This is a genomic window from Propionicimonas sp. (assembly GCF_049840635.1).
Lineage (GTDB): Bacteria > Actinomycetota > Actinomycetes > Propionibacteriales > Propionibacteriaceae > Propionicimonas.
In genome coordinates, this window is sequence record NZ_JASGKL010000005.1 from 138,263 (window position 1) to 163,438 (window position 25,176).

Consider the following 25,176-nt stretch of genomic DNA (forward strand, 5'->3'; position numbering starts at 1 on the left):
CATGGGCATCGAGGAACTGACCACCGGCGGGACGTTGCGGCCGATCACCCGCTGGGGTGAGCCGGTCATGCACGCGCGCACCCGTCCCGTGACCAGCTTCGACGACGAACTGCACGCGCTCGTCCGCGACATGTTCGCCACGATGGAGGCCGCCCGGGGCGTCGGCCTGGCCGCCACCCAGGTCGGGGTCGACCTCGCGGTGTTCGTCTACGACTGCCCCGACGCGGACGACATCAACCGCGTCGGCGCCATCTGCAACCCCGTCGTCACGCTGCCCGAGGGCGACCAGCGCAATCTCGAGTCGACCGAGGAGGGGTGCCTGTCCCTTCCCGGCGGCTACCAGCCGCTCGCCCGACCCGACAAGGCCACCTGCACGGGCGTCGACCCCTGGGGCAATCCGGTGACGGTGGACGGCACCGGGACGCTGGCCCGCTGCCTCCAGCACGAGACAGACCACCTCAACGGGACGGTCTTCGGTGACCGGCTGTCCACCCGGATGCGCCGCAAGCTGTACGCCCAGCACGAGGAGCTCGCCCACCTCTACCCCGCCGACTGGCCGGTCACCCCGAAGAGGTCCTCCGCCGACGGCTGAGGTTCGAACCGGGCTGAGTATTGACGTCGGCGACGTGGCGGCGGAGCATCTCCCGTTAGGGGGTTGTTGCGCTTCGGGGGGCTGATGATGCAGAGAAGTGTTCGCACGCGTGGATTCGCACTGCTCGCGACCGGTGTGGTCCTGACCGGTCTCGCCTCGACGATCGCCGGGCCGGTCGCCCACGCCGCCACCACGGAGGCCCGCGCCGTCACGTGGGGCGGCAACGGGTACGGCCAGCTCGGCACGGGGACGACCACGTCGAGCCTGGTCCCGACCGAGGTGGTGGGTGGCCACACCTTCGTCGACATCCACGGGGGTCGCGAGCACGTCGCCGCCCTGACGTCGGACGGTCACGTCTACACCTGGGGCAGCAACGACGAGGGCCAGCTGGGGACCGGGACCACGGGGAACAGGTCGACCCCGACCGAGGTGCCCGGCCTCTCGGGCGTCATCGCGGTGGAAACGGGCCACAACTACACGGTTGCGCTCAAAGGGGACGGCACCGTCTGGGACTGGGGCCTCAACAGCGACGGCCAGCTCGGTGACGGCTCGACCACGCTGCGGCGCAGCCCCGTCCAGGTGTCTGGACTCACCGATGCGGTCGGTATCGCTGCCGGCCGCGACATGACCTATGCGATCCGGAGCAACGGGCAACTCGTCGCCTGGGGACGCAACGTCGAGGGCCAGCTGGGCAACGGCACCACGGTCGCCAGCCTCTCCCCCGTCCGCGTCGGCAGCCTGACCGACGTCGTCGGCGTGGCCGGCGGCCGCGACCACGGGCTGGCCGTCACGAGCAGCGGGCAGGTCTGGGCGTGGGGCTGGAACGCCTACGGCCAGGTCGGGGACGGCACCAAGGTCAATCGCACCTCCCCGGTCCTGATCACTTCCGGCGTCGCCGAGGTGGCCGCGGGGGCCCACCACTCCCAGGCGCGGACGACCGACGGCCGCGTCCTGGCCTGGGGGCGCAACTACCGGGCGGCCCTGGGCGACGGCACGACGACCGATCGCACCCGACCGGTCCAGGTGCTCGGCGTGTCGAACGCCACCACGATGGGGGCGGGCCGGGACTTCGGGATCGTCACCACCGCGGACGGACGCGCCCAGGCCTGGGGGTACAACGCCACCGGCCAGCTGGGCGACGGCACGACGACCACCCGCACGTCCGCGGTGTACGTGTCGGGCGTGACCAACGCCGTCAAGGCCGGCGGCGGAGGCGCCGAGTACGCGGTGATCCTCGTCGCCGACTCCGCACCACCCACCAACCAGCCCCCCAGCGCGGTCGCGACGGTGAGCTGCGCAGACCTGACCTGCAGCTTCGACGGCTCGTCCTCGGCCGATTCCGACGGAACGATCGCGAGCTTCGCCTGGGACTTCGGTGACGGGGCCACCGCCACCGCTGCCGCGCCGAGCCACACCTACGCGCAGGCCGGCACCTTCACGGTCACCCTCACGGTGACCGACGACGACGCCGCCAGCAGCACCGCCACCGTGTCGGCGAACCCCACCGACCCGCCGCCCCCCGCGACGAGCCCGACCTTCCGCGCGTCCGTGAGCAGCTACGCCAACACGACGAGCGCAAAGGTCACCGTGCCGGCCACAGTGAAGGCGGACGACAGGCTGCTGCTCTTCGTGACGACCAACCGTGCCGCGACCGCGACCACACCGACCGGCTGGACGCTGGTCGACACCGTGAGCGACGGCACCGAGGTGCGCAGTTGGGTGTTCACCAGGGTCGCGGTCGGGGCGACCGGGGGCTCCACCGTCAGCATCGGGCTCGACGCGATCTCCAAGGCCTCTGCCACGCTGCTGGCGTACGCCGACGCGGGCGCTCCTGCCGCGACCGGTCTGGCCGAGGGAAGCGCGTCCGTCACCGATCACCTCGCACCGTCGGCGTCCGTCGCCCAGGCAGGGTCGGTCGTCGTGCGGTACTGGGCGGACAAGGTGAACACGGCCCACACCTGGTCTGCGCCCTCCAGCCTCACCGAGCGCGAGGACATCGCCGGAACGGGCAGCGGCATGGTCACGGCCGCGGCGGGTGACGCCGTCCAGTCCGGCGCGGGCGCGTCGGGCACGATGGCGGGCACCAGCGCGGTGGCCAGCGCGAAGGCGATCGCCTGGACGGTGGTGCTGCCCCCGGCCTGACCGTTCAGGCGAGCACGTAACCGGCGATCGCGCTGGCCGCGGCGACGTTCAGCGAGTCCACGCCCGCCCGCATCGGGATGGTGACGACCGCATCCGCGGCCTCGAGCCATGCCGCGCTCAGCCCGTGCCCCTCGGTGCCGAGGAGCACCGCCACCTTGTCGTCGGGCCGCAGCGATCCGGCGAACGTGGCGAGGTCCACCGCGTCGTCGGCCAGTGCCAGCGCCGCGACCCGGTAGCCGGCGTCGCGGAGCAGCACGCCGAGGTCGACCCGGTCGTCGAGCCGTGCCCACGGCAGCGACAGCACGGTCCCCATCGAGACCTTCACCGACCGCCGGTACAGCGGGTCGGCACAGTGTGCGCTGACCAGCATCCCGTCCCAGCCCAGACCGGCCGCGTTGCGGGCGATCGCCCCCACGTTCGTGTGGTCGACGAGGTCCTCCAGCACCATCACCCGCCGCCCGGCCAGCACGTCCGCCACCGTGTGCCGGCCCACCCGGTGGAGGGACGCGAGCGCGCCTCGGTGCACGTGGAATCCGGTGACGCTCTCCGCGAGTGGCTCGGTGACCACGTACACCGGGACGTCCAGGCCGTCGAGCAGGTCGGCCAGCCCCGCCAGCCAGCGCTCGGCCAGCAGGAACGAGCGCGGCGGGTAGCCGGCCTCGACCGCACGTCGGATCACCGTGCTGCCCTCGGCGATGAAGATCCCCTGCTCGGTCTCCAACAGCCGCCGCAGCGTCGCCTCCCGTAGCCCCACGTAGTCGGCCAGTCGCGGGTCGGACGGGTCGTCGATGCGGATCAGGGTGGCCACGCCGCGATTGTAGGAGCTGGCGCGGCCCTAGGATGTTCGACGATGTCCTGGCTCTCCCGACTCCCCATCGACCGGTTCCTGCTCGCCATCGTCACGGCGGCCGTCCTGGCGTCCCTCTTCCCCGCCACCGGGTTCTGGGCGGACGCGCTCGACGTCACCACCACGGTCGCGATCGCACTGCTGTTCTTCCTCTACGGGGCCCGGCTCAGCCCGGCGGAGACCCTCGCGGGCCTGAAGCACTGGCGCCTGCACCTGACGATCCTCTCCTTCACCTACGTGCTCTTCCCGTTGGTCGGCCTGGCCGTGGTGGCCGTCGCCGGCCCGCTGGTCGGCCCCGGGCTGTCCACCGGCCTGCTGTACCTGACGCTGGTCCCCTCCACCGTGCAGTCCTCGATCGCGTTCACCTCGATCGCGAAGGGCAACGTCGCCGGCGCGGTGGTGAGCGCGTCCGCGTCCAACATCCTGGGCGTATTCCTCACCCCGCTGCTGTGCTGGTTGCTCCTGAGCGGGACGGGACGCGTCGAGTTCACCACCTCGACGATCGTCGACATCCTGTTGCAGCTGTTCGTCCCGTTCGTGCTCGGCCAGCTGGCCCGGCGGTGGATCGGCGGCTTCGTGAAGGCGCACCCCGAACTGAAGCTGGTCGATCGCGGCTCGATCGTGCTCGTCGTGTACTCGGCGTTCTCCACCGGCATGAGGGAGGGCATGTGGACGCAGACGTCGTGGACGTCCCTGCTGGTCGTGCTGGCGGTCAGTGTGGTGGTGCTCGCGATCATGCTGGGCCTGACCTGGTGGACGGCGCGGCGGCTCGGCTTCGACCGCGCGGACGCGATCGCCATCCAGTTCTGCGGCACCAAGAAGTCCCTCGCCAGCGGCCTGCCGATGGCCGGTGTCATCTTCGCCGGTCAGCCGGTCGGCCTGCTGATCCTGCCGCTGGTGCTGTTCCACCAGGCCCAGCTGATGGCCTGCTCGGCCCTCGCAGGGCGTTACGCCCGTTCAGCGCCTCCGGAACCGCAGGTCGGCGACGACCGGTGAGTGGTCGGACGGGATGATCCCCGTCCACATCGCGACGCGTCCGCGGGTCGTCCGACTCCACTCCACCCCCGGACCGGACAGGACCGCCCAGGTCCGTACCGTGACGCCGGCCGCCGGCGCCCAGACGTAGTCGATGTGCACCCCGGTGCGCTTGACGGCCTTCGCTGTCGGCGTCCCGTCGACGGTCGCCGACATCTGGTTCAGCGAGGCGGCCCCCGGGACGTCGGAGGTGTCCTTCCGCGCCGCGTGCTGTGCATCCACCAGACCGGCCGCGGCCAGCTTCACCAGGTGCGCGCGATAGACCGGGCGGGTCTCCGTGCTCTTGGCGTTGAAGTCGCCCAGCAGGACCAGCGGTTCGGCCAGCTCCGGGTCGAGCTCGGCGAGGAGGTCGACGAGACGCGTGATCGCCAGCGCCCGAACGGCGGCCAGCGCCGACGACTGCCAGGCGTGCGCGTGGAGGTCCAGGACCAGCATCGTCCGACCACTGGCGCGGTCCTGGACGCGCACCCAGTCGACGTACCGGTCGAGGATCGCGCCCTGCTCGCCCGCCACGTTGAGGCGCCGGTTGCCCTGGTCGACCACGGCGAAGCGGCTGGTACGCACGATGATCGCGTGGTTGTCGGGTCCGTGCACCCAGGTGTAGTCGACGAGCTGCTGCTCGATCCACGCGGCGGAGTCGCTCCCGTTCTGGAACTCCTGGAACCCGGCGACGTCGGGGTCGGCCAGCCGCACCTTGGCGACCGTGGCGGGAGCGCGCCTCATCGGCTCCAGCTCGGTGCGCGGGATCAGCGGGAACCAGTCCTCCGGCACCGGACCCCCCAGGACATTCCAGCTCATCGCCCGCACGTCGAGCGCGGGGCCGGACGGGTGCGCGGTCCCCGTCGACGCAACCGTGGGGGCCGTGGACGCCACGGGCGCCGGCGAGCCCGTCGGGGCGGGCGCCGTGCAGGCGGTCGAGAGGGCCAGGAGCAGCGCCAGCAGCGCGATCACGGCGCTCCGCGGCTTCCCCACCCTCTGGAGGCTACCCGCCGTGTGGGCGACGCGACCCCCTACCATGTCCCTGTGACCCGCCCCGCCCGCTACGCCAAGGGCCTCGCCAAGCGTGAGGAGATCCTGACCACCGCCCTCGAGGTGATCGCACGCAGCGGTTACAAGCGCACCTCCGTCCGCGAGCTGGCCGCAGCGGTGGGGCTCAGCCAGGCCGGCCTGCTGCACTACTTCTCCTCGAAGGAGGAGCTGTTCGCGGAGGTCCTGCTCAAGCGGGACGCCGTCGACAGGGAGCGCGCCGCCGGCGGCGAGGCCGCCGTGAGGACGCTGGTCGACATCGTCCGCCACAACGCGGAGGTGCCCGGCCTCGTGCAGCTCTACGCCCAGTACTCGGTGGAGGCCGCGCACCCCGAGCACCCCGAGCACGAGGCCTTCGTGGAGCGCTACGACCGGATCCGCGGGTACCTCGTCGCCGACCTCCGCGCCCGCCAGGAGGCCGGCACCCTGCCCGCCCACCTGGACGCGGCGAAGCTGGCCAACCTCCTGATCGCCGCCTCCGACGGCCTGCAGACCCAATGGCTGCTCGACCCGGGGACCGACATGGCCGAGCACCTCGGCTACCTGGTCGACCTGCTGGGGTTGGGCGAGTAGCCGCGAGTCAGGACGCCGGGTCTGCGGGTGCGGGGGCCGGTTCGGGCTCCGCGTCGGACGACGGGCTCGCCGCCGACGCGGTGGTCGCCCGCGCGGGGAGCGCGTTCGTCGGTTCGGTCGCCAGCCGCGCGGCCCTGCGTCCCTCGAGCGCCTCGGCCTCGGCGATCGCCTGCTGGACGGACGCAGCGGAACTCTCCTCGTCGACCTTCTTCTGCGCCTCGATCTCTGCGAACACGTCCACCGGCTCCGGCGCCTGGAAGGTGCCGTCGGCCTCCGCGTCCAGCCCCATCGCCTTCGCCGCGGCGTTGCCGGCCACCTGGCCCAGCCCCTTCAGGGCATCGTTGAGCTCGCTGGGGATGATCCACACCTTGTTGGACTCACCGCGCGCCAGGTTCGGCAGCATTCGCATGTACTGGTAGGCCAGCAGCGACTGCGTGGGCTGGCCGGCGTGGATGGCGTTGAAGGTGGTCGTGATCGCCTGCGCCTCGCCCTCCGCCCTCAGCATCGCGGCCTGCCGGTCGGCCTGCGCGCGCAGCACCGCGGACTCGCGCTCGCCCTGCGCCCTCAGGATCGACGCCTCCCTGTCACCGGACGCGGACAGGATCATCGACTGGCGCTGGCCCTCCGCGGTGAGGATCGCGGCCCGCTTGTCCCGCTCGGCGCGCGCGCCCTTCTCCATCGCGTCCCTGATGGTCGCCGGCGGCTCGATCGAGCGCAGCTCCACGCGGTTGACCTTGATGCCCCACTTGCCGGTCGCCTCGTCCAGCACGGCGCGCAGCTTCTGGTTGATCTCCTCGCGGCTGGTCAGCGTCTGCTCCAGGTCGAGGCCGCCGATGATGTTGCGCAGCGTGGTCATCGTGAGCTGCTCGATCGCCTGGATGTAGTTCTGGGCCTCGTACGCCGCGCGGACCGGGTCGACCACCTGGTAGTAGATGACCGAGTCGATGTTCACCATCAGGTTGTCCTCGGTGATCACTCCCTGCGGCGGGAACGGGACGACCGCCTCACGCATGTCCATCGTGTAGCGGACCGCGTCGATCACGGGGACCAGCAGGTGCGGGCCGGGTTCGAGCGTCCGGCGGAACTTGCCGAGCCGTTCGACCACCCCCACCTGCTGCTGGCGGACCACGCGGACCGCGCGCAGGATGACGGTCACCACGACCAGCGCGACCAGCAGCCACAGGATCGCGGCCAGGAATGCGGGCATCTCTTCTTCTCCTCGGGGTTCAGGGCAGGGCCAGGTTGCGGGGGTAGACGATCACGATCGCCCCGTCGATCTTGTAGACCTCGATCTCGGTGCCGGCGGCGATCGTCCCCTCCACGCTGCGTGCGGTCCAGACCTCGCCGGCGACCTTCACCTCACCGGCACCGGAGGTGATCTCCGTGAGCGCGACGCCGGAGCTGCCGATCATCTTGTCCACGCTCGAGCGATAGCCGGGGAGCGCGCGCACCTTGCGCAGCAGGGTGGGACGGGCCAGGGCGAGCATCGCGACGGCCACCACCACGGCCGCGGCGATCTGCACCCACAGCACACCGGGAAGGGCGAGTGCGACCAGGCCCCCGGCCAGCGCACCGGAGGCGAGCATCAACAGCGTGAAGTCGAGGGTGAGCAGCTCGGTCACCCCGAGCACTGCCGCCAGCCCCATCCAGAACACCCACAGGTGTTCACCGAGCCACTCCATCGTGCACCCCCTTCCTGCCCTCCATCATGCCAAGCGCACCGAATCGTTCGGGCCGAATGCTCGAAAGGGCTGCTTGCCCTACCGCACCAGGACGACCCGGCGACGGTCGATGCGCCCGCGGGCCGTCCTGCCCCGGACGCTCCCGATCAGGCGAGCCGGGCGGGCGGACGCTGCGCCGCGCGCGCCGACGCGCGGGCCGACCAGCGTCCGTCGATCTGGCTGACCTCGAGCAGGATGTCGAACGTCGCGCTCAGGCGGGGGCCGGTGAGGACCTCGGCCACCGGCCCTGACGCCACGATCCGGCCGTGCTTGAGCAGGAGCGCGTGCGTGATCCCGCGCGGGATCTCCTCGACGTGGTGGGTCACCAGCACGGTGGCAGGGGCGAACGGGTCGGTACAGATCTCCGAGAGCGTCGCGACCAGCGCCTCGCGTCCGGTCAGGTCCAGGCCGGCGGCCGGCTCGTCCAGCAGCAGCAGTTCGGGGTCCGTCATCAGCGCGCGGGCGATCTGGACGCGCTTGCGCTCGCCCTCGCTGAGCGTCCCGAACGTGCGGTCGGCGAGGTGGTCGACCTGCAGCTGCTGCATGAGCAGCGTCGCCCGGTCGTGGTCGAGCTGGTCGTACGCCTCGCGCCAGCGTCCCATCACCGCGTAGGCGGCGGACACGACGACGTCGGAGACACGCTCCCCCTTCGGGATCCGGTCGGCGAGCGCCGCCGACGTCACACCGATCCGTGGCCGCAGCTCGAACACGTCCACCTCACCCAGCCGGTCACCGAGGATCGTCGCCGTCCCCGAGGTCGGGTGCCACTGCGAGCTCAACACCTGCAGCAGGGTGGTCTTGCCCGCCCCGTTGGGGCCGATCACCACCCAGCGCTGGTCCTCCTCGACCTGCCACGTGACGTTGCTGAGCAGGGTCGACCCCGACCGGACGATCGAGACTCCCTGGAGGTCAGCAACGCTCATGCGCCCAACCTACCGACTCCGGAGCCCCGAACCGGCCCACACGCGCGCGAGTCTCGACGCCCCTACCGCCCAGCGCGCGCAAACGCTCCCGAAACTCGTCCGCGCTCCCGAAATTTCGGGAGCCTCTGCGCGTTTCGGGAGCGTTTGTGGGGACGCGGGGTCAGGCGCCGGTCGCGTGCAGGCCGCCGTCGACGTGGACCATCTCGCCGGTGGTGGCCGGGAACCAGTCGGACAGCAGCGCGACCACGGCCTTGGCCGTTGGGGTGAGGTCCTTCGGGTCCCAGCCGAGCGGCGCCCGGGTGCCCCAGATCGCGTTGAACTCCTCCGAGCCGGGGATCGCCTTCTTCGCGATCGTCTCGAGCGGGCCGGCGGCGACGAGGTTGCAGCGGACGCCCTCCGGGCCGAGGTACCGGGCGAGGTAGCGCGAGGTGCTCTCGAGCGCGGCCTTCGACACGCCCATCCAGTCGTAGGTCGGCCACGACACGGTCGCGTCGAACGTCATCCCGACCACGGACGCCTGCTCGGCGAACAGCGGCTTGCAGGCCATCGCGAGGCTGACCAGCGAGTAGGCAGAGACGTGGACGGAGAACCCGACATCGCTGAACGGCGTGGACAGGAACTTCCCGCCGAGCGCGGTCTCCGGGTTCGCGAAGGCGATCGAGTGCACGACGCCGTCGAGGTGGTCGAAGTGCTCACCGAGCAGCTCGGGCAGCCGGGCCAGGTGCTCGTCGTTCGTGACGTCCAGCTCGATCAGCGGCGGCTCGGGGTCGAGCCGGCGCAGGACGCGGGCGGTCAGGCTCATCGCCCGTCCGAAGTTGGACACCACGACGTTGGCACCCTCGGCCTGCGCGATCTCGACCACGCGGTAGCCGATGGACGTGTTCATGGTCACGCCGGCGACCAGGATGTTCTTTCCCTCGAGGATTCCCATGGCCCGCTCCTCAGTGCCCCATGCCCAGGCCGCCGTCGACCGGGATCACGGCGCCGGAGATGAACCCGGCCTCCTCGGACGCCAGGAACGCCACCGCGGACGCCACCTCGGACGGCTGGCCGAGCCGTGCCGCGGGGATGGACGCGAGGTAGCGCGCGATCACGTCCTCGGGCAGGACGGCGGTCATGTCGGTCTCGATGAACCCGGGGGCCACCACGTTCGCAGTCACGCCGCGGCTGCCGAGCTCGCGGGTGAGCGAGCGGGCCATGCCGACCAGCGCGGCCTTGGACGAGGAGTAGTTGACCTGGCCCGCCGAGCCGTACAGGCCGACGACCGAGCCGGTGAAGACGATCCGCCCCCACTTGCCGCGGATCATGCTCTTCGCCGCCCGCTTGGCGACCCGGAACGCCCCGGTGAGGTTGACGTTGATCACCGCGTCCCAGTCGGCGTCCGACATCCGCAGGATCAGGGTGTCCTTGGTGATGCCCGCGTTCGCGATCAGGACCTCGACGGGGCCGTTGGCCTCCTCGGCGGCCTTGAACGCCGCGTCCACCTGCTCGGAGTCCGTCACGTTGCAGGTGACGCCGAGGACGCCCTCCGGCGGCTCACCGCCCATGTCGAAGCTGGCGACCCTGTGTCCGCCCGCGAGGAACTTCTCGACGATGGCCCGTCCGATGCCCCGGTTGCCACCGGTCACCACCACGCTGCGGGCCACTGCACTGGTTGAGGTTTCAGTCACGGGCGACAAACTATCGGAAGGTGTCCGGGAAGTCTTCGACCTAGTCTTGTGCCGTGAGTCCGGCCCGAGCGAACCGACCGGCGCTGATCACCAGCGCCCGGGTGGGCAAGACCCTCGACACCGACGCCCGGCGCACCCGCTACCTGTGGACGATGGCCGTCCGGGTCGCGTGCTTCATCGCGGCGACCCTCACGCCGCTGCCGTGGAACCTGCTGCTCCTCCTCGCCGCCGCAGTGCTGCCCGCGATCGCCGTGATGCTGGCCAACGCGATCGACCAGCGCCGACTGCCCGAGCCGGACGCAGAGGACCCCGGTCGGCTCGAACTGCCGCCGGGTGAGACGATCGGTGGCACCGTGGAGGACGACGAATGAAGCTGCTCTCGACACCGATGGGCACCAGCCCCACCGGGGGACGGCTGTGGCTGCGCTGGCTGGCGCTCGCCGTGTTCGTGGTCGCCCTGGCCGTCGCGTTCGTGAACCTCGGCTTCTGGCAACTCGCCCGGCTCGACCAGCGGCGCGCCATGAACAGCTCGGTGGTCGACCACGAGAACTCCGCCGTCGTCGACTTCTCCACGGTCTTCACCCGGACGATCGTCGAGGCCGACCAGTGGCAGCGCGTCCGCGTGTCGGGCACCTTCGACGCCGACCACCAGTTCCTCGTCCGCTACCGCTCGCAGGGAGAGGCGAGCGGCTACGAGGTGGTCACCCCGCTGCACACGACGACCGGCCAGTGGGTGCTGGTCGACCGCGGCTTCGGGGTGAAGGCCAACACCGAGGACTACCCCACCGTCCTGCCCGCGCCGCCGACGGGGACGGTGGACATCGTGGGCTACGTCCGCCGCGACGAGCAGGGCAGCACGGACGCGATGACGCCGGTGCAGCCCTCGAACACGATCCGGCTGGTGAACTCCGGCGCCCTCGCCGCGACACTGCCGTACCCGATCGTGAACGGCTTCGTCTCCGCGATCGAGATGACGCCCGCGCAGGAGGGGAACCTGGTTCCGGTGCAGCCGCCGGAGCTGACGGAGGGCAACCACTTCTCCTATGCGATTCAATGGTTCACGTTCGCCGGCATCGCCGGCATCGGCCTGGTGGTGCTGATCCGCTCGGATCTGCGCGCGGCGAGGAAGCCGCGGGCACCCACGGCCGCCAACGACGAAGGGGAGACCTGATGAGCAAGATGTGGCTGGTTCCGCTGGGCCTACTCGCTCTCCTGGCGGCCTGCAGTTCGCCGACACCGGCCGCGCCCGCGTCCGCGTCCGCCCCTGCGCTGGCGGGGACGTCGTGGACGGTGACGCAGCTGAACGGCAGCGCAGCCCTGGCCGGCCACGAGCCGACGATGGAGTTCGGGACCTCCGATGTGGCCGGCTCGGCCAGCTGCAACCGGTACACCGGATCGTTCACCCAGGACGGCGCGTCCGTCACCGTCACGCCGGGCGTGCTCACCCAGATGGCCTGCGCGGACGACGTGATGACGCAGGAACACGCCTTCACCCTCGCGCTCACCCAGATCGCCGGCGCCCGCTCGGCCGGGTCGGGGGTCGAGCTCGTGAACGCGTCCGGGACGGCCGTGCTGACGCTCGCCGCCCTGGAGGACAAGCCGCTGGAGGGCACCGGGTGGACGCTCAGCGGCATCATCGCGGACGAAGCCATCAGCTCGACGACCACCGAGGGCAGCGTGACCATCACCATCTCCGACGGCCAGCTCAGCGGCAAGGCCTGCAACACCTTCCGCGGTTCGGTCACCGCGTCGGGCGGCAGCTTCAAGGCAGGGCCGTTGGTGTCGACGAAGATGGCCTGTACCTCCGAGGCGCTGACGAAGCAGGAGAACACCGTGCTGGCCACCCTCCAGGCCGCGACGTCCTACGCGATCAAGGGTGACCAGCTCACCATCTCCGCCGACGACGGCACCGGCCTGGTGTTCACCGCCGCGTCGTGATCGACGGCGTCCTCGACCTGCTCGCCTGCCCCCGCTGCGGCGGCGGGCTCGCCGAGCGGGACGGGACGCTGGGGTGCGCGGCCGGCCACAGCTACGACCTCGCCCGGCAGGGCTACGTGAACCTGCTCGGCGGGCCGGAACCCGCCAACGCCGACACTCCGCTGATGCTCCAGGCGCGGGCGCGGGTGCACGCCGCGGGCCTGTTCACACCCGTTGCAGAGCTGGTCGCAGCCGCAGCACGGGGCGGATCCCCCGTCCTCGACGTCGGCGCGGGCACCGCCCACTACCTCGTGGCGGCGCTGGGCGACGACCCCGATGCCGTCGGGCTCGCGCTGGACGTGTCGAAGGCAGCAGCGCGGGTCGCCGCCCGCGCCGATCCCCGGGTCGGCGCCGTCGTCGCCGACGTGTGGCGTCCCTTGCCGGTCCGCTCGCGGTGCGTCGGGACGGTGGTCTGCGTGTTCGCGCCGCGGAACCTCGGCGAGTTCGCCCGGGTGCTGCGTCCGGACGGCCGGCTGGTCGTGGCCACCCCGGGATCCGCCCACCTGGACGGGCTGCGCGACCGGCACGGGCTGCTGCGGGTCCCCGAGGGCAAGGACGCGCTCGTCGCCGCCGCCGCGGAGGAGTTCTTCGAGCTGGTCGACACGCACGTCGCCCGGTACCGGGTCGCCGTGGAGGCGGCCCTGGCCCGTGACCTGATCGCGATGGGGCCCAACGCCTTCCACAGGGTTCCGGACGACGTCGGGGCCGCGGAGGTGTCCATCGACGTGACCGTCCAGACCTACCGCCCGCTGGACCGGTGACGACTCCAGCCGCGAAGATGGCCCCTGTGGCAACCACCTGGCCGAGCGACCCGGCGACGACGCTGCTGGCGGAGCTGGTCGCCCAGCTCGACCAGCAGTTGCCCCACGCGCAGGCGCTCCGCAGGGAGCTGCACCGGCACCCCGACCTGAGCGGGGCGGAGCGTCCGACCGTCGAACGGCTGCGCCACGCCATGCCGAACTTCCGGCACACCCGGGTCGCCGACACGGGCTTCCTGGTCCGCGTCGGCCCGCCAGGGCCCGCGGTCGCGCTCCGGGCCGAGCTGGACGCGCTGCCGGTGGTCGAGCGCACGGGCGTCGAGTGGGCATCCACCAACGGGGCGATGCACGCGTGCGGGCACGACGTCCACCTCTCCGCGCTGTGGGCGCTGCTGCAGGCGGCGCGACACGTCGACCTCCCGGTCGGACTGGTCGGGCTGTTCCAGCCCCGCGAAGAGGTACAGCCCTCCGGGGCGGAAGAGGTCGTCGGGTCGCGGCTGCTGCTCGAGCACGAGGTGCGCGCCGTGGTGGGCGGGCACGTCCAGCCCCGGGTGCCCAGCGGGGTGGTCAGCACGGGCGTCGGAGCGGTCAATGCCGCCGCCGACCAGTTCGACATCGTCATCCACGGCCAGCCGGGGCACGGCGCCTACCCCCACGTCGCGATCGACCCCGTCCCGGTGATGGCGGCGATCGTGCTCGGCCTGCAGGAACTGGTCGGGCGCACGGTCGACCCGATCCACCCCGCCGTGATCACGGTGGGACGTGTCGAGGCCGGCACCGCGCACAACATCATCCCCGAGACCGCGTCGCTGCACGGCGTGATCCGGACGATGTTCGAGGAGGACCGCACGCACCTGCACGCCGCGATCCGGCGGCTGGCCGAGCACACGGCCGCGGGTCGCGGCGCGCACGCCGACGTGAACATCATCGTCGGCGACCCCGTGCTCAACAACGACCGACGGCTCGTCCAGTTCGTGGATCCGCTGCTGGTCCACCTCGGGCTGCCGGTCGCCCACGAGCCGTTCCGCTCGTGCGGCGCGGACGACTTCTCGCACTACTCGCGGATCGCCCCGATCCTGATGATGTTCGTCGGCACCGGCGGCCCGTCCACCGGGGCCCGGCACCGGGTCGGCCTGCACCACCCGACGTTCCTGCCCGCGGACGAGTCGATCCGCCACCTTGCGCTCGCGCTGGCCGCCGGCTATGTGGGCGGGGCCCAGCTCGCCCGCTGAGCGGACGGGCGTCCCCGCGTGCCGGTTACGCGGGGACGGTTCCTTCGTGCCGGTTACGCGGGGACGGTTCCTTCGTGCCGGGTCCGTGGGGACGGACCTTGCCGCCCCGGATCGATGGGGACGGTTCCCATCGTGCCGCCGCTGGCACCCGTCCTCGCCGGGCCGGTCCGCGGAACGTGGTCGTCGCCCCCGGGCCCCTGTGGCGCGAAAGGAGAACCGTCCCCCGTTGTGCGCCAGACGGTGAGCGCCACCCTTCCCGCTCGACAGCCACCGCTCCTGTCGACAGCCCCTGTCCAGACACAGGCCCTCGACTCGGAGCGTGGCCCTCGATGCTGAACGATGGCCCTCAACCCGCAGCACGAGTCCCCGGGGCTCTCGACCGCGGACGGACGGAGCCCGCTCAGGCCAGCGACACCAGATCGGTGTAGTCGGGGTTCCAGAGGTCCTCGATGCCGTCGGGGAGCAGCAGGACGCGGTCGGGCTGCAGCGCCTCGACCGCCCCCTCGTCGTGGGTGACGAGGATCACCGCGCCGGCGTAGGTGCGGACGGCGTTCAGCACCTCCGCGCGAGAGGCCGGGTCCAGGTTGTTGGTGGGCTCGTCGAGCAGCAGCACGTTCGCGGCCGAGACGACCAGCATCGCCAGCGCAAGCCGGGTCTTCTCGCCGCCGGACAGCACCCGCGCGGGCTTCTCGACGTCGTCGCCGGTGAACAGGAACGAGCCGAGGATCTTGCGCACCTCGGTCTCGTTGAGTTCCGGCGAGGCGGTCATCATGTTCTCCAGCACGCTCGCCGTCACGTCCAGCGTCTCGTGCTCCTGCGCGTAGTAGCCCAGCCGCAGCCCGTGCCCGGGCACGACCTCGCCGGTGTCGGCCTCCTCGATCCCGGCGAGGATGCGCAGCAACGTGGTCTTCCCTGCGCCGTTCAGGCCCAGCACCACGACCTTCGCCCCTCGGTCGATGGCCAGGTCGACGTCGGTGAACACCTCCAGCGAGCCGTACGACTTGCTCAGCTCGGCAGCGGTCAGCGGCACCTTCCCGCACGGCGCGGGCTGCGGGAACCGGATCTTCGCGACCTTGTCGGCCGCCCGCTGTTCCTCCAGCCCGCTGAGCAGCTTCTCGGCCCGCCGCGCCATGTTCTGGGCGGCGACCGCCTTGGTCGCCTTCGCCCGCATCTTGTCGGCCTGGGCCAGCAGCGCGTCCGCCTTGCGCTCGGCGTTGGCGCGCTCGCGCTTGCGGCGCTTCTCGTCGGTCTCGCGCTGGAGCAGGTAGCGCTTCCAGTCCATGGCGTAGACGTCCATCTCGGCGCGGTTGGCGTCCAGGTGGAACACCTTGTTGACGGTCGCCTCCAGCAGCCCGACGTCGTGCGAGATCACCAGCAGCCCGCCGGGGTAGGACTGCAGAAAGCCCCGAAGCCAGACGATGGAGTCCGCGTCGAGGTGGTTCGTCGGCTCGTCCAGGAGCAGGTTGTCCGCACCGGAGAACAGGATCCGGGCGAGTTCGACCCGCCGGCGCTGGCCGCCGGACAGCGTCCGCAGCTCCTGCCCCATCACGCGATCGGGGAGGCCGAGGTTGGCGGCGATCCGGGCCGCCTCGGACTCGGCGGCGTACCCGCCGGCAGCCGCGAGTTCGGCCTCCGCGCGGGCGTAGGACGCCATCGCCTTGTCCTGGGCCTCGCCGACCTCGGTGGCCATGGCCATGGAGTAGGTGTTCAACCGGCGCAGGATGGAGTCGAGGCCGCGCGCGGACAGGATGCGGTCGCGGGCGAGCTGGTCGAGGTCGCCGGTGCGCGGGTCCTGCGGCAGGTAGCCGATCTGGCCCGAGCGGGTCACCGTGCCGGCCGCGGGCAGCGACTCGCCGGCCAGGATCCGGGTGAGGGTCGTCTTGCCGGCGCCGTTGCGTCCGACCAGACCGATCTTGTCGCCGGCCGCGACCTGGAACGAGGCCGGGGACAGCAACAACCGGGCTCCTGCCCGGACCTCCAGTTCACGTACCACCAACATCGCCCGGCAAGGCTACCCTGTCGCGGGTGCCCCGCATTCCCGCCGCCGAGGTGAGCCCGGACGCCGCGCTGGTGCGCCGGCTGCTGGCCGACCAGTGCCCGCACCTGGCCGACGAGCACGTCGAGGCGTTCAGCCACGGCTGGGACAACGAGCTGTTCGCGCTCGGCCCGGACCTGCTGGTCCGGCTGCCACGCCGTGCGGCCGCGGCCGAGCTGATCGGTCACGAGATCCTGGCGCTCCCCCGGCTGGCGCCGAGGCTGCCCGTACCCGTCCCCGTCCCTGTGTTCGCCGGACGCCCCGGCCACGGCTACCCGTGGCCGTGGACGGTAGTGCCGCGGCTCCCCGGCCACAGTGCCACGGAGGTTCCCGTGCGCGACCGCGCGCCCGCAGCGGACGGGCTGGCCGCCTTCCTCGTCGCCCTGCACAGGCCGGCGGAGGCCGACGCCCCGGTCAACCCGTTCCGTGGGGTACCGCTGACGGCGAGGGCCGCGGACTGGGGGCCCAGGATTCGCACCGTGGCCGGGGAGGATGCGTGGAGGCGCTGGCAGGAGTGCGCGGCCGCCCCGGCCTGGTCGGGCCCCCCGGTGTGGCTGCACGGCGACCCGCACTCGCTCAACCTCCTGCTGCACAGTGACGGCACCCTGGCCGGCGTGATCGACTTCGGCGACGTCTGTGCGGGCGATCCGGCCGGGGACCTGTCCGTGGCGTGGTTGGCGTTCGACGCCCCTGCACGAAGCGAGTTCCAGGCGTCCTGCACGCGGTCGGGTGCCTACGACGGCGGTGCCTGGGGTCGCGCCTGGGCGTGGGCGCTGGGCCTGGCCTGCGTCTTCGCGCTCGCCAGCGACGACATGCCGGCACTCGCCGCCGTCGCCCGACACGGCCTCGCCGAGGCCCTCTCGGACCCGCCGTTCAGGCTCTGAACCCGGCTCGCAGCGCACCCTCGTACGTCGGTTGACGCGGAGATCCCGGGTCAAGCCCGGGATGACAGTTGCGGGCGGCGCGGAGATCCCGGCACGACCGGGACGACAACAACCAGGCGGGCACGGTCCCTGAGGAGCCGCCCCGACGAACGAGGGACGGCGTCACGAAGGGCCGCCGCCACCAACACCCAACGAGCGCCACCCTTCACGTCCAGAGCCGTTGTCCAGACAAGGGCCCTCGACGGGAGCGGTGGCCCTCGAGTACCAGCACGGGCCCTCGACGGAAGAGGGGGACGGGCGCGGGCCTCAGCGGAGTTGGGTCAGGGTGGCCTGGTCGTCGAGGGCGAACTGCTCGGCGACGGCCGTCACCTCCAGGCCGACGAGCTCGACGGAGGCTCCGTAGCTGGTCAGGAAGGCGGTGTCGGCGGCGTCTCGTCCGGTGGCAACCCGGACGAGGCTCTGTCGGGGGGCGAGCCCGGTGGCGTCCACGACCCACCAGGTGTCATCGACGAGCGCCTCGCAGACGGCGTGGAACTCCATCGGGCTGAGGCCGGGCGCGTACACCGCGGCGAGTCGGGCAGGGACGCCGAGTGCGCGTAGCAGGGCGATGGACAGGTGCGCGAAGTCGCGGCACACGCCCTGGCGGGCGAGCAGCGTGTCCAGCGCGCTGTCGGTGCCCGTGCTCGACCCGCTCACGTAGGTCAGCCGCGCGTTCACCCACTCGACGACAGCGGCCAGGAGGGCCGTTCCCGTGAGCCCGGCGAACTCGGCCGCGGCGGTCGGCGCGAGCCGGTCGGCCTCGCAGTAGCGGCTCTGCCGCAAGTAGCGCAGCCGGTCGACGGCGGTCACAGGCGCGGGCTCGGCCAGCCCCGCCACGGTTGCCGCGTAGTCGACCAGGACGGGTCCCGCGTCCACGAACAACCGGTGCAGCCGGGTGCCGTGGTCCTCGAGGAGTTCCTCAGGCGTCACCGGGGCACCGCCCGCCGTCACCACGAGCGACTCCGCGGAGAGGGGGACGCCCTTCGCGGTGGAGATCGAGAGGACGAGTTCCGCCGGACCCGTGGCGGACAGTTCCAGATGGCAGGTCAGGTGTCGTTCCACGCCTGCCATGCTGCCCCGCCCGGGCCCCGTCGAAACCCGGGGCTGAACGGCGAGACAGGAGGACGCCGGTGAAGGCCTTCATACGCCGGAAATGGCGATGGTCGTGGAACGCCGCCGACAGCGCATCAGCGGAGAAATGATAGACGCGATCTGGCTCTGATTCCGAACTACAGATAGGAAAACGATGGAACTGCTCATGGTCCTCGCCGGACTCTACGCGCTGGCGGTGCTGCCGATGCCCTTCCTGATCTTCTGGCGACTCGGCCTCGTCGTCACCGAGCTGCAAGCGAGCAACAGGATCGCCCGGTCCACGAACTCACTTCTGGCTGAGCAGTTCGCCGGGGACGAACGCTGACCCGCTGAACCAGCCGACACGAGATGGGAGACCATCTTCGGGGTGTCTCACCTCGATCCGTGCTTCAGAACAGCTGCCCCTGACGGTGCCCACGATCGAACTCGCCGGCGGCGGACGCGACCGCTACGCCCACGCGGTCGACCATCCTCAGGTAGCGTGCCGCCATGACGCGGCGCCGGAGAGTCTTCCTCGCTGCCGGAATGGTGGTCTGCATCGCTCTGATGCTCGCCACCTGCAGCTTTGGCCCGCTCGATGCCAAGCTCAACCTTCTCCGTCTGGAGAGCATGTCGCGCTGGACACCCGCCAACGCGACCATGATCAACTCCTCCGAGAGCGGGGCCATCCCGCAGCTCGCATCCGGAGTCAACTTCGCGTCCATCCAGCGGGTCATCACCTTCACCCGGCCCGAAGAGGCCGTGTCCGCCCAGGCGAACGCACTCACCGCCGCCGATAACGATGGCTGGCGGCTCAGCCAGTACTTCGACCAGAGCGCGTCCAGAGAGAAGGCGTTACCCCTCGGCACCCATGGAGTTCTCTACGCCGTCGTCGATCCAGACTCCCCGCGCAGGCTGCTCATCATCCTGAAGGCATTCGACTAGACCCGTACGCCACGTACGCTCGCGACCCCTCACTCGCCCTTGGTCGGCCGTCCCCGGCGGGGTAGCGGGCCGGCGTCGCGGGGCGCGCGTCCTGCCTTCGCCAGGGACTGGCGCAGGAGCAACTCGATGTGTGCGTTGAGCGACCGCAGGTCGTCGGCCGCCCAGCGGGCCAGGGCCTCGTGCACGGCCGGGTCGAGCCGGAGCAGGACGGACTTGCGCTCCCGTCCTCCCGCCGGCCCGGACCCGGCACCTTCTGGTTCCACCATCGGCTCAGTTGTAGAGCGTCCCGGCGTTCACCACGGGCGTGGCCTGGGTCGATCCGCACAGCACGACCAGCAGGTTGGAGACCATCGCCGCCTTGCGCTCCTCGTCCAGAGCCACGACGTCCTCGGCCTCGAGCTGCCGCAGCGCACCCTGCACCATGCTGACCGCGCCCTCCACGATCTTCTCCCTCGCGGCGATCACGGCCGCGGCCTGCTGCCGCTGCAGCATGGCGTGGGCGATCTCCGGCGCGTAGGCGAGGCTGGAGATGCGGGCCTCGACGACCTCCAGGCCCGCGATGGCGATCCGTGCGGCGACCTCCGTGGCGAGCTCTGCCGCGACCAGGTCGGTGGAGCCCCGCAGCGACTCCTCTCCTGCCGCCGCATTGTCGTAGGGGTGCGTCGTCGCGACATGGCGCAGCGCGGCCTCGGACTGGACGCGGACGAACTCGCGGTAGTCCTCGACAGCGAATCGCGCCCTCGCGGTGTCGGCCACCTGCCACACCACGATCGCCGCGATGTTCACCGGGTTGCCGTCGGCGTCGTTCACCTTGAGTTCGTTGGTCTCGAAGTTGCGGACCTTCACCGACACCCGCGTGCCCTTCACCAGCGGCAGGTTCAGCTGCAGGCCGGTCCGCCGCAGCGTGCCGACGTAGCGTCCGAAGAACTGCAGGACGCGGGTGTCACCGGGGCTGACCACCGAGATGCCCGTCGCCAGCACGCTGCCCGCGAGCAGCAGGACGACGCCGGTGACGCCGAAGCCGGCTCCGCTGAGTCCGGCGTCCTCCGCCTGCGCCGCCAGGACGACCAGCCAGACGGCCAGGGCGAAGACCACCAACAGGCCGACCAGCGCCGCGCCTCCCGGCACCGACCACGCCGCGCGCTCCGACACCTCGACCCTCGCACCGTCATGGCCGACGGGCACACCGGCCGGATCGCCTCCCGCGGCCTCCTGCGTGTCGCGCGGCAGATCCTTCTCGGACATCGGGACCACTCCCCTCACTCGTAATCTGATATCTAAGTGATATCACATTACGCAGCCGAGGGGCAATCGCGTCGGGAGCGGCCGCCGGGTCGCGTCCTACAGGTTGTAGCCGATCGAACGCAGCTGCTCGCGGCCGTCCTCGCTGATCAGCTCCAGCGTCCACGGCGGCAGCCACACCCAATTGATCGTGACCGAGTTCACCAGGCCCTCCAGCGCCAGCTGCGTGTCGTACTCGAGCCGGTCGGTGAGCGGGCACGTGGGCGAGGTGAGCGTCATGTCGATGGTCGCGTTGGCCTCGTCGTCGATCGTCACGCCGTAGATCAGGCCGAGGTCGACCACGTTCACCATCAGCTCGGGGTCGACGACGTCCTTCATCGCCTCCAGCACGTCCTCCTCCGACGGCCGGGCGTGCGCCGCGGGGTCGGGGAAGGTGTCCTGCACCAGGTCGGACGGACGGGGGTTCTGGCTCATTCCTCCACCTCTCCTTCGACGGCCAGCGCCTGCGCCGCCGCATCCTTGAACGCCGACCAGCCCAGCAGCGCACACTTCACGCGAGCCGGGAACTGGGAGACCCCGATGAACGCGACCGCGTCCTCGAGCCGGTCCTCGTCGGGCTCCGCCTTCCCCTGCGAGTGCATCATCTCGGTGAATTCCTCGTGCAGCGCGAGCGCCTCCGGCACGGTCTTCCCGATCACCAGGTCGGTCATCACCGAGGTGGACGCCTGCGAGATCGAGCAGCCGACGCCCTCGTACGAGACGTCGATGACCCGGTCACCGTCGAGCTCCACCCGCATCATCACCTCGTCGCCGCAGGTCGGGTTCACGTGGGTGACCTGCGCCTGGTACGGCTCCCGCAGCCCGCTGTGGTGCTTCGCCTTGTAGTGGTCCAGGATGATCTCCTGGTACATCGCCTCCACGCTCATCGCACACCCCCGAAGAAGTCCCGCACGTAGTCGAGCCCCTCGGCGAGCCGGTCGAACTCGGACTGCGTGGTGTACAGGTACCCCGAAGCCCGGCTGGACGCGGTCAGTCCGAGCCGCTCGTGCAGCGGACGTGCGCAGTGGTGGCCGCCGCGGACGGCGATCCCGCGGGAGTCGAGCAGCTGCATCACATCGTGCGGGTGCACCTCGAGCCCGTCCGGCGTGGTCAGGGTGAACGCGATCGCCCCGCCGCGGTCGACGGCCTCGGTGGGCCCCAGGATCGCGACCCCCTCGACCTCCTGCAGCCGGGCGAGCGCGTAGGCGGTCAGCTCCTGCTCGTGGGCCGCGACCGCGTCCATGCCGAGGGCGTTGAGGTAGTCGATCGCCGCGCCCAGCCCCACCGCCTGCGCGATCGGGGGCGTGCCGGCCTCGAACCGCGCTGGCGGCTTCGCGAAGGTCGACCCGCTCATCCGGACGATCTCGATCATCTCGCCGCCGCCGAGGAACGGCGGCAGCGTCTCCAGCAGGTCGTAGCGCCCCCACAGGACGCCGATGCCGGTCGGACCGAGCATCTTGTGGCCGGTGAAGGCGAGCAGGTCCGCGCCGAGCGTGGCGACGTCGGTGGGCAGCTGTGGGACGCCCTGCGAGCCGTCCACCACCACGTGGGCGCCCACCCGGTGTGCCATCGCCGCGATCTCGCGGATCGGGTTGACCGTGCCCAGCACGTTGGAGACCCACGCGACCGACACGATGCCGGTGCGCTCGTTGATCAGGTGCTCGGCCACGGCCTTCTCCAGGTCGAGCCGGCCGTCCGCGGTGATGTCGAACCAGCGCAGGGTCGCCCCGGTGCGTTCGGCGAGCAGCTGCCACGGCACGATGTTGGAGTGGTGCTCCATCACGGACACCACGATCTCGTCGCCGACGCCGAGGCGGCCGCCCAGGCTGTGTGCGACGAGGTTCAGCGCCTCGGACGCGTTCTTGGTGAACACGACCTCCTCGGGCCCTGCGGCACCGATGAAGTCGGCCACCTTCGCGCGGGCACCCTCGAAGGCTGCGGTCGCCTCGCCGCCGAGCGTGTGCATGGCCCTGGCGACGTTCGCGTTGTGCTCGAGGTAGTGGCGCGCCACCGCCTCGACGACCCGCTTCGGCTTCTGCGAGGTGTTCGCCGAGTCGAGGTAGGTCAGCGGCCACTCCCCCACCCTGCGGTCCAGGATGGGGAAGTCACGCCGGACCCGGTCGAGGTCCAAGGGATCAGGCATCGGCCTTGGCCGCGCGGACGAACCGGTCGTAGCCCTCGATCTCGAGGCGGTCGGCCAGTTCCACGCCGCCCTCCTCGACGACGTGGCCGTCGACGAAGACGTGCACGAAGTCGGGCTTGATGTAGTTCAGGATCCGCGTGTAGTGCGTGATCAGCAGCAGGCCGCGGTCGCCGTTGGCGGTGTACCGGTTGACGCCCTCGGACACGATCCGGAGCGCGTCGATGTCGAGGCCGGAGTCGGTCTCGTCGAGGATCGCGAACTTCGGGTTCAGCAGTTCGAGCTGGGCGATCTCGTTGCGCTTCTTCTCGCCGCCGGAGAAGCCCTCGTTGAGGGATCGGCTCGCGAAGGTCCCGTCCAGGCCGACCCGCTCGAGGGCGGCGTTGACGTCCTTCACCCAGGTGCGCACCTTGGGCGCCTCGCCGCTCAGTGCGGTCTTCGCGGTGCGCAGGAAGTTCGCCACGGAGACACCCGGCACCTCGATCGGGTACTGCATCGCGAGGAACAGGCCCGCCCGGGCTCGCTCGTCGACGGTGAGCCCGGTCAGCTCGACGCCGTCGAGGGTCACCGAGCCGGACGTGATCGTGTACTTGGGGTGACCCGCGATCGAGTAGGCCAGGGTGGACTTGCCCGACCCGTTGGGGCCCATGATCGCGTGGACCTCGCCGCTGCGGACGACCAGGTCGACCCCCTTCAGGATCTCCTTGGGGCCGCTCTCGGTCTGGACCTCGACGTGGAGGCCGCTGATACGGAGTTCTGACACTTACTGCTCCTGGATGTCGATCGGATTGTCTGGGTCTATGAAAACGTTGCCGCCGTCCACCCGCACCGGGTAGACGGGCACGGGGGCCACGGCCGGCAGCTCGAGCGGACGCCCGGTGCGCAGGTCGAAGCGGGAACCGTGCATGTAGCACTCGAGCGTGCAGCCGTCGACCTCGCCCTCGCTGAGCGGGACGGCGGCGTGCGAGCACTCGTCGCGGATGGCGAAGAAGCCCTCGTCGGTGTTCACGACGGCGATGTCGGCGTCTCCACCGAGGTCGACGCCGATCGCGAACCCGACCGGCACCTCACCGACCGCACAGGCACGGACGAAGCTCACTCGGCCGCCCCGGTGTGGTCGGCCGTCGAACCGACCAGGATGGCCAGTTCCTTCTCCACCGTCGCGAGCAGGCGCGACTCGACGTCGGGGACGCCGATCCGCCGGATGATGTCCACGAAGAAGCCGTGCACGACCAGCCGGCGCGCCTCGTCCTCGGGGATCCCTCGGCTGCGCAGGTAGAACAGCTGCTCGTCGTCGAACCGTCCGGTCGTCGAGGAGTGTCCCGCGCCCTCGATCTCCCCGGTCTCGATCTCGAGGTTCGGCACCGAGTCGGCGCGGCAGCCGTCGGTCAGGACGAGGTTCTTGTTGGTCTCGTAGGTGTTGATGCCCTCGGCGACCTTGCGGATCAGGACGTCGCCCACCCACACCGAGTGCGCACCCTTGCCCTGCAGCGCGCCGCGGTAGTCGACGCGGCTGCGGGTGTGCGGGGCGTTGTGGTCGACGAACAACCGGTGCTCGATGTGCTGGCCGGCGTCCACGAAGTAGAGGCCGAACTGCTCGAGCTCGCCGCCGGGTCCGTCGTACTCTGCGGTCTCGACCAGGCGGACGAGGTCGCCGCCGAGGCTGGCCGTGACCGTGCGGACGTGCGCGTCACGGCCGATCTTCAGCCCAACGTGGCCGACGTGGACGGCGTCGTCCGCCCAGTCCTGCAGGCCGACGAACGCGAGGTTGGCACCCTCGCCGACGAGGACGGAGACGCTGGAGGCGTACTTCGCGGAGCCACGGTGGCGCAGCACGACGGTCGCGCTCGCGTGGGCACCGATCGAGAACACGACCTGGCCGTACACCTGGTCGTCCACGCTGTTGCCGATGAGGTCGATGACCACCGGGTCGGCGAGCACGGCACCGGCCGGCACCTCGACGAGGACCGCACCTCCGCCCTGCGCGACGGCGAGGGCCGAGGGCCGGTCCACCGGCGCCGGCACGCCGAGCGCGACCGCGTCGGCGGTGCTGATCTCGCGCACGGTCACGCCATCGGGCAGCACGGTCTCCCACGTCAGGTGGGCACCGCTGGGTGCCCCGTCCAGCAGGCCGCGGAGCCGGCGCAGCGGGGTGAACCGCCACACCTCCTCGCGGCCGTTCGGCACGGGATGGTCGGCGAGGTCGAAGGACGCCACCGGGTGCAGGTGCGACTCGATGGCCTCCGCGGCCTCGGCAACGTTCGGAACAGCGCTCACGTCTTGTC

The 25,176-nt window shown here is 71.2% G+C and carries 30 protein-coding genes; 12 read left to right on the top strand and 18 right to left on the bottom strand.

The window, feature by feature from the left end; all coding sequences use genetic code 11:
• Position 1: 1 nt before the first annotated feature.
• Both def and QM779_RS06640 read left to right on the top strand, forming a co-directional pair.
• A complete protein-coding gene (def, locus tag QM779_RS06635) occupies positions 2 to 592 on the top strand; it encodes a peptide deformylase (RefSeq protein ID WP_428533468.1) in 591 nt (196 codons plus the stop codon).
• Positions 593 to 679: 87 nt separating this feature from the next.
• Positions 680 to 2,734, top strand: a complete 2,055-nt coding sequence (locus tag QM779_RS06640; RefSeq protein ID WP_428533471.1) for a PKD domain-containing protein — start codon at positions 680 to 682, stop codon at positions 2,732 to 2,734.
• Between the two features lie 4 nt (positions 2,735 to 2,738).
• Here the strand turns inward: QM779_RS06640 and QM779_RS06645 are convergent, their stop codons facing one another.
• Positions 2,739 to 3,542: a TrmH family RNA methyltransferase gene (locus QM779_RS06645; protein WP_428533474.1), complete on the bottom strand. Its 804-nt coding sequence runs from the start codon at positions 3,540 to 3,542 to the stop codon at positions 2,739 to 2,741.
• A gap of 42 nt (positions 3,543 to 3,584) precedes the next feature.
• Between QM779_RS06645 and QM779_RS06650 the strand changes: the two genes are divergently transcribed.
• Positions 3,585 to 4,577, top strand: a complete 993-nt coding sequence (locus QM779_RS06650) for a bile acid:sodium symporter family protein (RefSeq protein WP_428533477.1) — start codon at positions 3,585 to 3,587, stop codon at positions 4,575 to 4,577.
• Here the strand turns inward: QM779_RS06650 and QM779_RS06655 are convergent.
• Entirely contained in the window at positions 4,539 to 5,588 is a 1,050-nt protein-coding gene (locus tag QM779_RS06655) for an endonuclease/exonuclease/phosphatase family protein (RefSeq protein WP_428533480.1), read from the bottom strand. The two genes, QM779_RS06650 and QM779_RS06655, sit on opposite strands and share 39 nt — an antisense overlap.
• A 51-nt stretch (positions 5,589 to 5,639) precedes the next feature.
• On the opposite strand from QM779_RS06655, the gene QM779_RS06660 reads away from it, so the two are divergent.
• Positions 5,640 to 6,215, top strand: coding sequence for a TetR/AcrR family transcriptional regulator (locus QM779_RS06660; protein ID WP_428533483.1), 576 nt, complete (start codon positions 5,640 to 5,642; stop codon positions 6,213 to 6,215).
• A 7-nt stretch (positions 6,216 to 6,222) separates the two neighbouring features.
• On the opposite strand, the gene QM779_RS06665 is transcribed toward QM779_RS06660, so the two are convergent.
• The 5 genes from QM779_RS06665 to fabG all read right to left on the bottom strand — a co-directional run bounded on the left by QM779_RS06665 (position 6,223) and on the right by fabG (position 10,529).
• On the bottom strand, positions 6,223 to 7,422 hold the full coding sequence (locus QM779_RS06665) for an SPFH domain-containing protein (RefSeq protein WP_428533486.1): 1,200 nt from the start codon (positions 7,420 to 7,422) through the stop codon (positions 6,223 to 6,225).
• A gap of 19 nt (positions 7,423 to 7,441) precedes the next feature.
• Entirely contained in the window at positions 7,442 to 7,897 is a 456-nt protein-coding gene (locus tag QM779_RS06670; protein ID WP_428533489.1) for an NfeD family protein, read from the bottom strand.
• Positions 7,898 to 8,043: 146 nt separating this feature from the next.
• Positions 8,044 to 8,859 (bottom strand): ABC transporter ATP-binding protein, encoded by an 816-nt coding sequence (locus QM779_RS06675; RefSeq protein ID WP_428533492.1) that lies wholly within the window; start codon positions 8,857 to 8,859, stop codon positions 8,044 to 8,046.
• A gap of 160 nt (positions 8,860 to 9,019) precedes the next feature.
• On the bottom strand, positions 9,020 to 9,790 hold the full coding sequence (gene fabI / locus QM779_RS06680) for an enoyl-ACP reductase FabI (RefSeq protein WP_428533495.1): 771 nt from the start codon (positions 9,788 to 9,790) through the stop codon (positions 9,020 to 9,022).
• A 10-nt stretch (positions 9,791 to 9,800) separates the two neighbouring features.
• A complete protein-coding gene (gene fabG, locus QM779_RS06685) occupies positions 9,801 to 10,529 on the bottom strand; it encodes a 3-oxoacyl-ACP reductase FabG (protein ID WP_428533498.1) in 729 nt (242 codons plus the stop codon).
• A 53-nt stretch (positions 10,530 to 10,582) separates the two neighbouring features.
• On the opposite strand from fabG, the gene QM779_RS06690 reads away from it, so the two are divergent.
• Genes QM779_RS06690 through QM779_RS06710 form a run of 5 tightly spaced genes read left to right on the top strand, consistent with a single transcriptional unit; the run spans position 10,583 to position 14,496 of the window.
• The gene (locus QM779_RS06690; protein ID WP_428533501.1) at positions 10,583 to 10,900 is read left to right on the top strand and encodes a DUF3099 domain-containing protein; all 318 of its coding nucleotides are present in this window, start codon (positions 10,583 to 10,585) and stop codon (positions 10,898 to 10,900) included.
• On the top strand, positions 10,897 to 11,700 hold the full coding sequence (locus tag QM779_RS06695) for an SURF1 family cytochrome oxidase biogenesis protein (protein WP_428533504.1): 804 nt from the start codon (positions 10,897 to 10,899) through the stop codon (positions 11,698 to 11,700). Before QM779_RS06690 ends, QM779_RS06695 begins: the two co-directional genes overlap by 4 nt.
• Positions 11,700 to 12,467, top strand: a complete 768-nt coding sequence (locus tag QM779_RS06700) for an META domain-containing protein (RefSeq protein ID WP_428533506.1) — start codon at positions 11,700 to 11,702, stop codon at positions 12,465 to 12,467. Before QM779_RS06695 ends, QM779_RS06700 begins: the two co-directional genes overlap by 1 nt.
• Entirely contained in the window at positions 12,464 to 13,267 is an 804-nt protein-coding gene (locus tag QM779_RS06705; protein WP_428533508.1) for a putative RNA methyltransferase, read from the top strand. Before QM779_RS06700 ends, QM779_RS06705 begins: the two co-directional genes overlap by 4 nt.
• A gap of 26 nt (positions 13,268 to 13,293) precedes the next feature.
• Positions 13,294 to 14,496, top strand: coding sequence for a M20 metallopeptidase family protein (locus tag QM779_RS06710; protein WP_428533510.1), 1,203 nt, complete (start codon positions 13,294 to 13,296; stop codon positions 14,494 to 14,496).
• A 400-nt stretch (positions 14,497 to 14,896) separates the two neighbouring features.
• Here the strand turns inward: QM779_RS06710 and QM779_RS06715 are convergent, their stop codons facing one another.
• Complete coding sequence (locus tag QM779_RS06715; protein WP_428533512.1) at positions 14,897 to 16,495, bottom strand: ABC-F family ATP-binding cassette domain-containing protein; 1,599 nt, start codon at positions 16,493 to 16,495, stop codon at positions 14,897 to 14,899.
• Between the two features lie 26 nt (positions 16,496 to 16,521).
• On the opposite strand from QM779_RS06715, the gene QM779_RS06720 reads away from it, so the two are divergent.
• The gene (locus tag QM779_RS06720) at positions 16,522 to 17,415 is read left to right on the top strand and encodes an aminoglycoside phosphotransferase family protein (RefSeq protein ID WP_428533514.1); all 894 of its coding nucleotides are present in this window, start codon (positions 16,522 to 16,524) and stop codon (positions 17,413 to 17,415) included.
• 306 nt (positions 17,416 to 17,721) lie between these two features.
• On the opposite strand, the gene QM779_RS06725 is transcribed toward QM779_RS06720, so the two are convergent.
• Positions 17,722 to 18,516, bottom strand: coding sequence for a transglutaminase-like domain-containing protein (locus QM779_RS06725; protein ID WP_428533516.1), 795 nt, complete (start codon positions 18,514 to 18,516; stop codon positions 17,722 to 17,724).
• Between the two features lie 184 nt (positions 18,517 to 18,700).
• On the opposite strand from QM779_RS06725, the gene QM779_RS06730 reads away from it, so the two are divergent.
• Positions 18,701 to 18,871: a hypothetical protein gene (locus tag QM779_RS06730; RefSeq protein ID WP_428533518.1), complete on the top strand. Its 171-nt coding sequence runs from the start codon at positions 18,701 to 18,703 to the stop codon at positions 18,869 to 18,871.
• Between the two features lie 64 nt (positions 18,872 to 18,935).
• Here QM779_RS06730 and QM779_RS06735 read toward each other — a convergent pair whose 3' ends face one another.
• On the bottom strand, positions 18,936 to 19,085 hold the full coding sequence (locus tag QM779_RS06735) for a hypothetical protein (protein ID WP_428533520.1): 150 nt from the start codon (positions 19,083 to 19,085) through the stop codon (positions 18,936 to 18,938).
• 7 nt (positions 19,086 to 19,092) lie between these two features.
• Between QM779_RS06735 and QM779_RS06740 the strand changes: the two genes are divergently transcribed.
• Positions 19,093 to 19,470, top strand: coding sequence for a hypothetical protein (locus QM779_RS06740; RefSeq protein WP_428533522.1), 378 nt, complete (start codon positions 19,093 to 19,095; stop codon positions 19,468 to 19,470).
• Between the two features lie 29 nt (positions 19,471 to 19,499).
• Here the strand turns inward: QM779_RS06740 and QM779_RS06745 are convergent, their stop codons facing one another.
• The 8 genes from QM779_RS06745 to sufD form a co-directional block, all read right to left on the bottom strand.
• Positions 19,500 to 19,736 carry a hypothetical protein gene (locus QM779_RS06745; RefSeq protein WP_428533524.1) on the bottom strand — a complete coding sequence of 79 codons (237 nt, stop codon included), beginning with the start codon at positions 19,734 to 19,736 and terminating at the stop codon, positions 19,500 to 19,502.
• Positions 19,737 to 19,740: 4 nt separating this feature from the next.
• A complete protein-coding gene (locus QM779_RS06750; RefSeq protein ID WP_428533526.1) occupies positions 19,741 to 20,715 on the bottom strand; it encodes an SPFH domain-containing protein in 975 nt (324 codons plus the stop codon).
• A 96-nt stretch (positions 20,716 to 20,811) separates the two neighbouring features.
• Entirely contained in the window at positions 20,812 to 21,186 is a 375-nt protein-coding gene (locus QM779_RS06755; protein ID WP_428533528.1) for a metal-sulfur cluster assembly factor, read from the bottom strand.
• Positions 21,183 to 21,638: a Fe-S cluster assembly sulfur transfer protein SufU gene (gene sufU / locus QM779_RS06760; protein ID WP_428533530.1), complete on the bottom strand. Its 456-nt coding sequence runs from the start codon at positions 21,636 to 21,638 to the stop codon at positions 21,183 to 21,185. Before sufU ends, QM779_RS06755 begins: the two co-directional genes overlap by 4 nt.
• Positions 21,635 to 22,894, bottom strand: a complete 1,260-nt coding sequence (locus QM779_RS06765) for a cysteine desulfurase (RefSeq protein WP_428533532.1) — start codon at positions 22,892 to 22,894, stop codon at positions 21,635 to 21,637. The genes sufU and QM779_RS06765 overlap by 4 nt, the downstream gene beginning before the upstream one ends.
• Positions 22,887 to 23,654 carry a Fe-S cluster assembly ATPase SufC gene (gene sufC / locus QM779_RS06770; RefSeq protein WP_428533534.1) on the bottom strand — a complete coding sequence of 256 codons (768 nt, stop codon included), beginning with the start codon at positions 23,652 to 23,654 and terminating at the stop codon, positions 22,887 to 22,889. Before sufC ends, QM779_RS06765 begins: the two co-directional genes overlap by 8 nt.
• Entirely contained in the window at positions 23,655 to 23,990 is a 336-nt protein-coding gene (locus QM779_RS06775) for a non-heme iron oxygenase ferredoxin subunit (protein ID WP_428533536.1), read from the bottom strand.
• Complete coding sequence (gene sufD, locus QM779_RS06780) at positions 23,987 to 25,168, bottom strand: Fe-S cluster assembly protein SufD (RefSeq protein WP_428533538.1); 1,182 nt, start codon at positions 25,166 to 25,168, stop codon at positions 23,987 to 23,989. Before sufD ends, QM779_RS06775 begins: the two co-directional genes overlap by 4 nt.
• Positions 25,169 to 25,176: the final 8 nt, after the last annotated feature.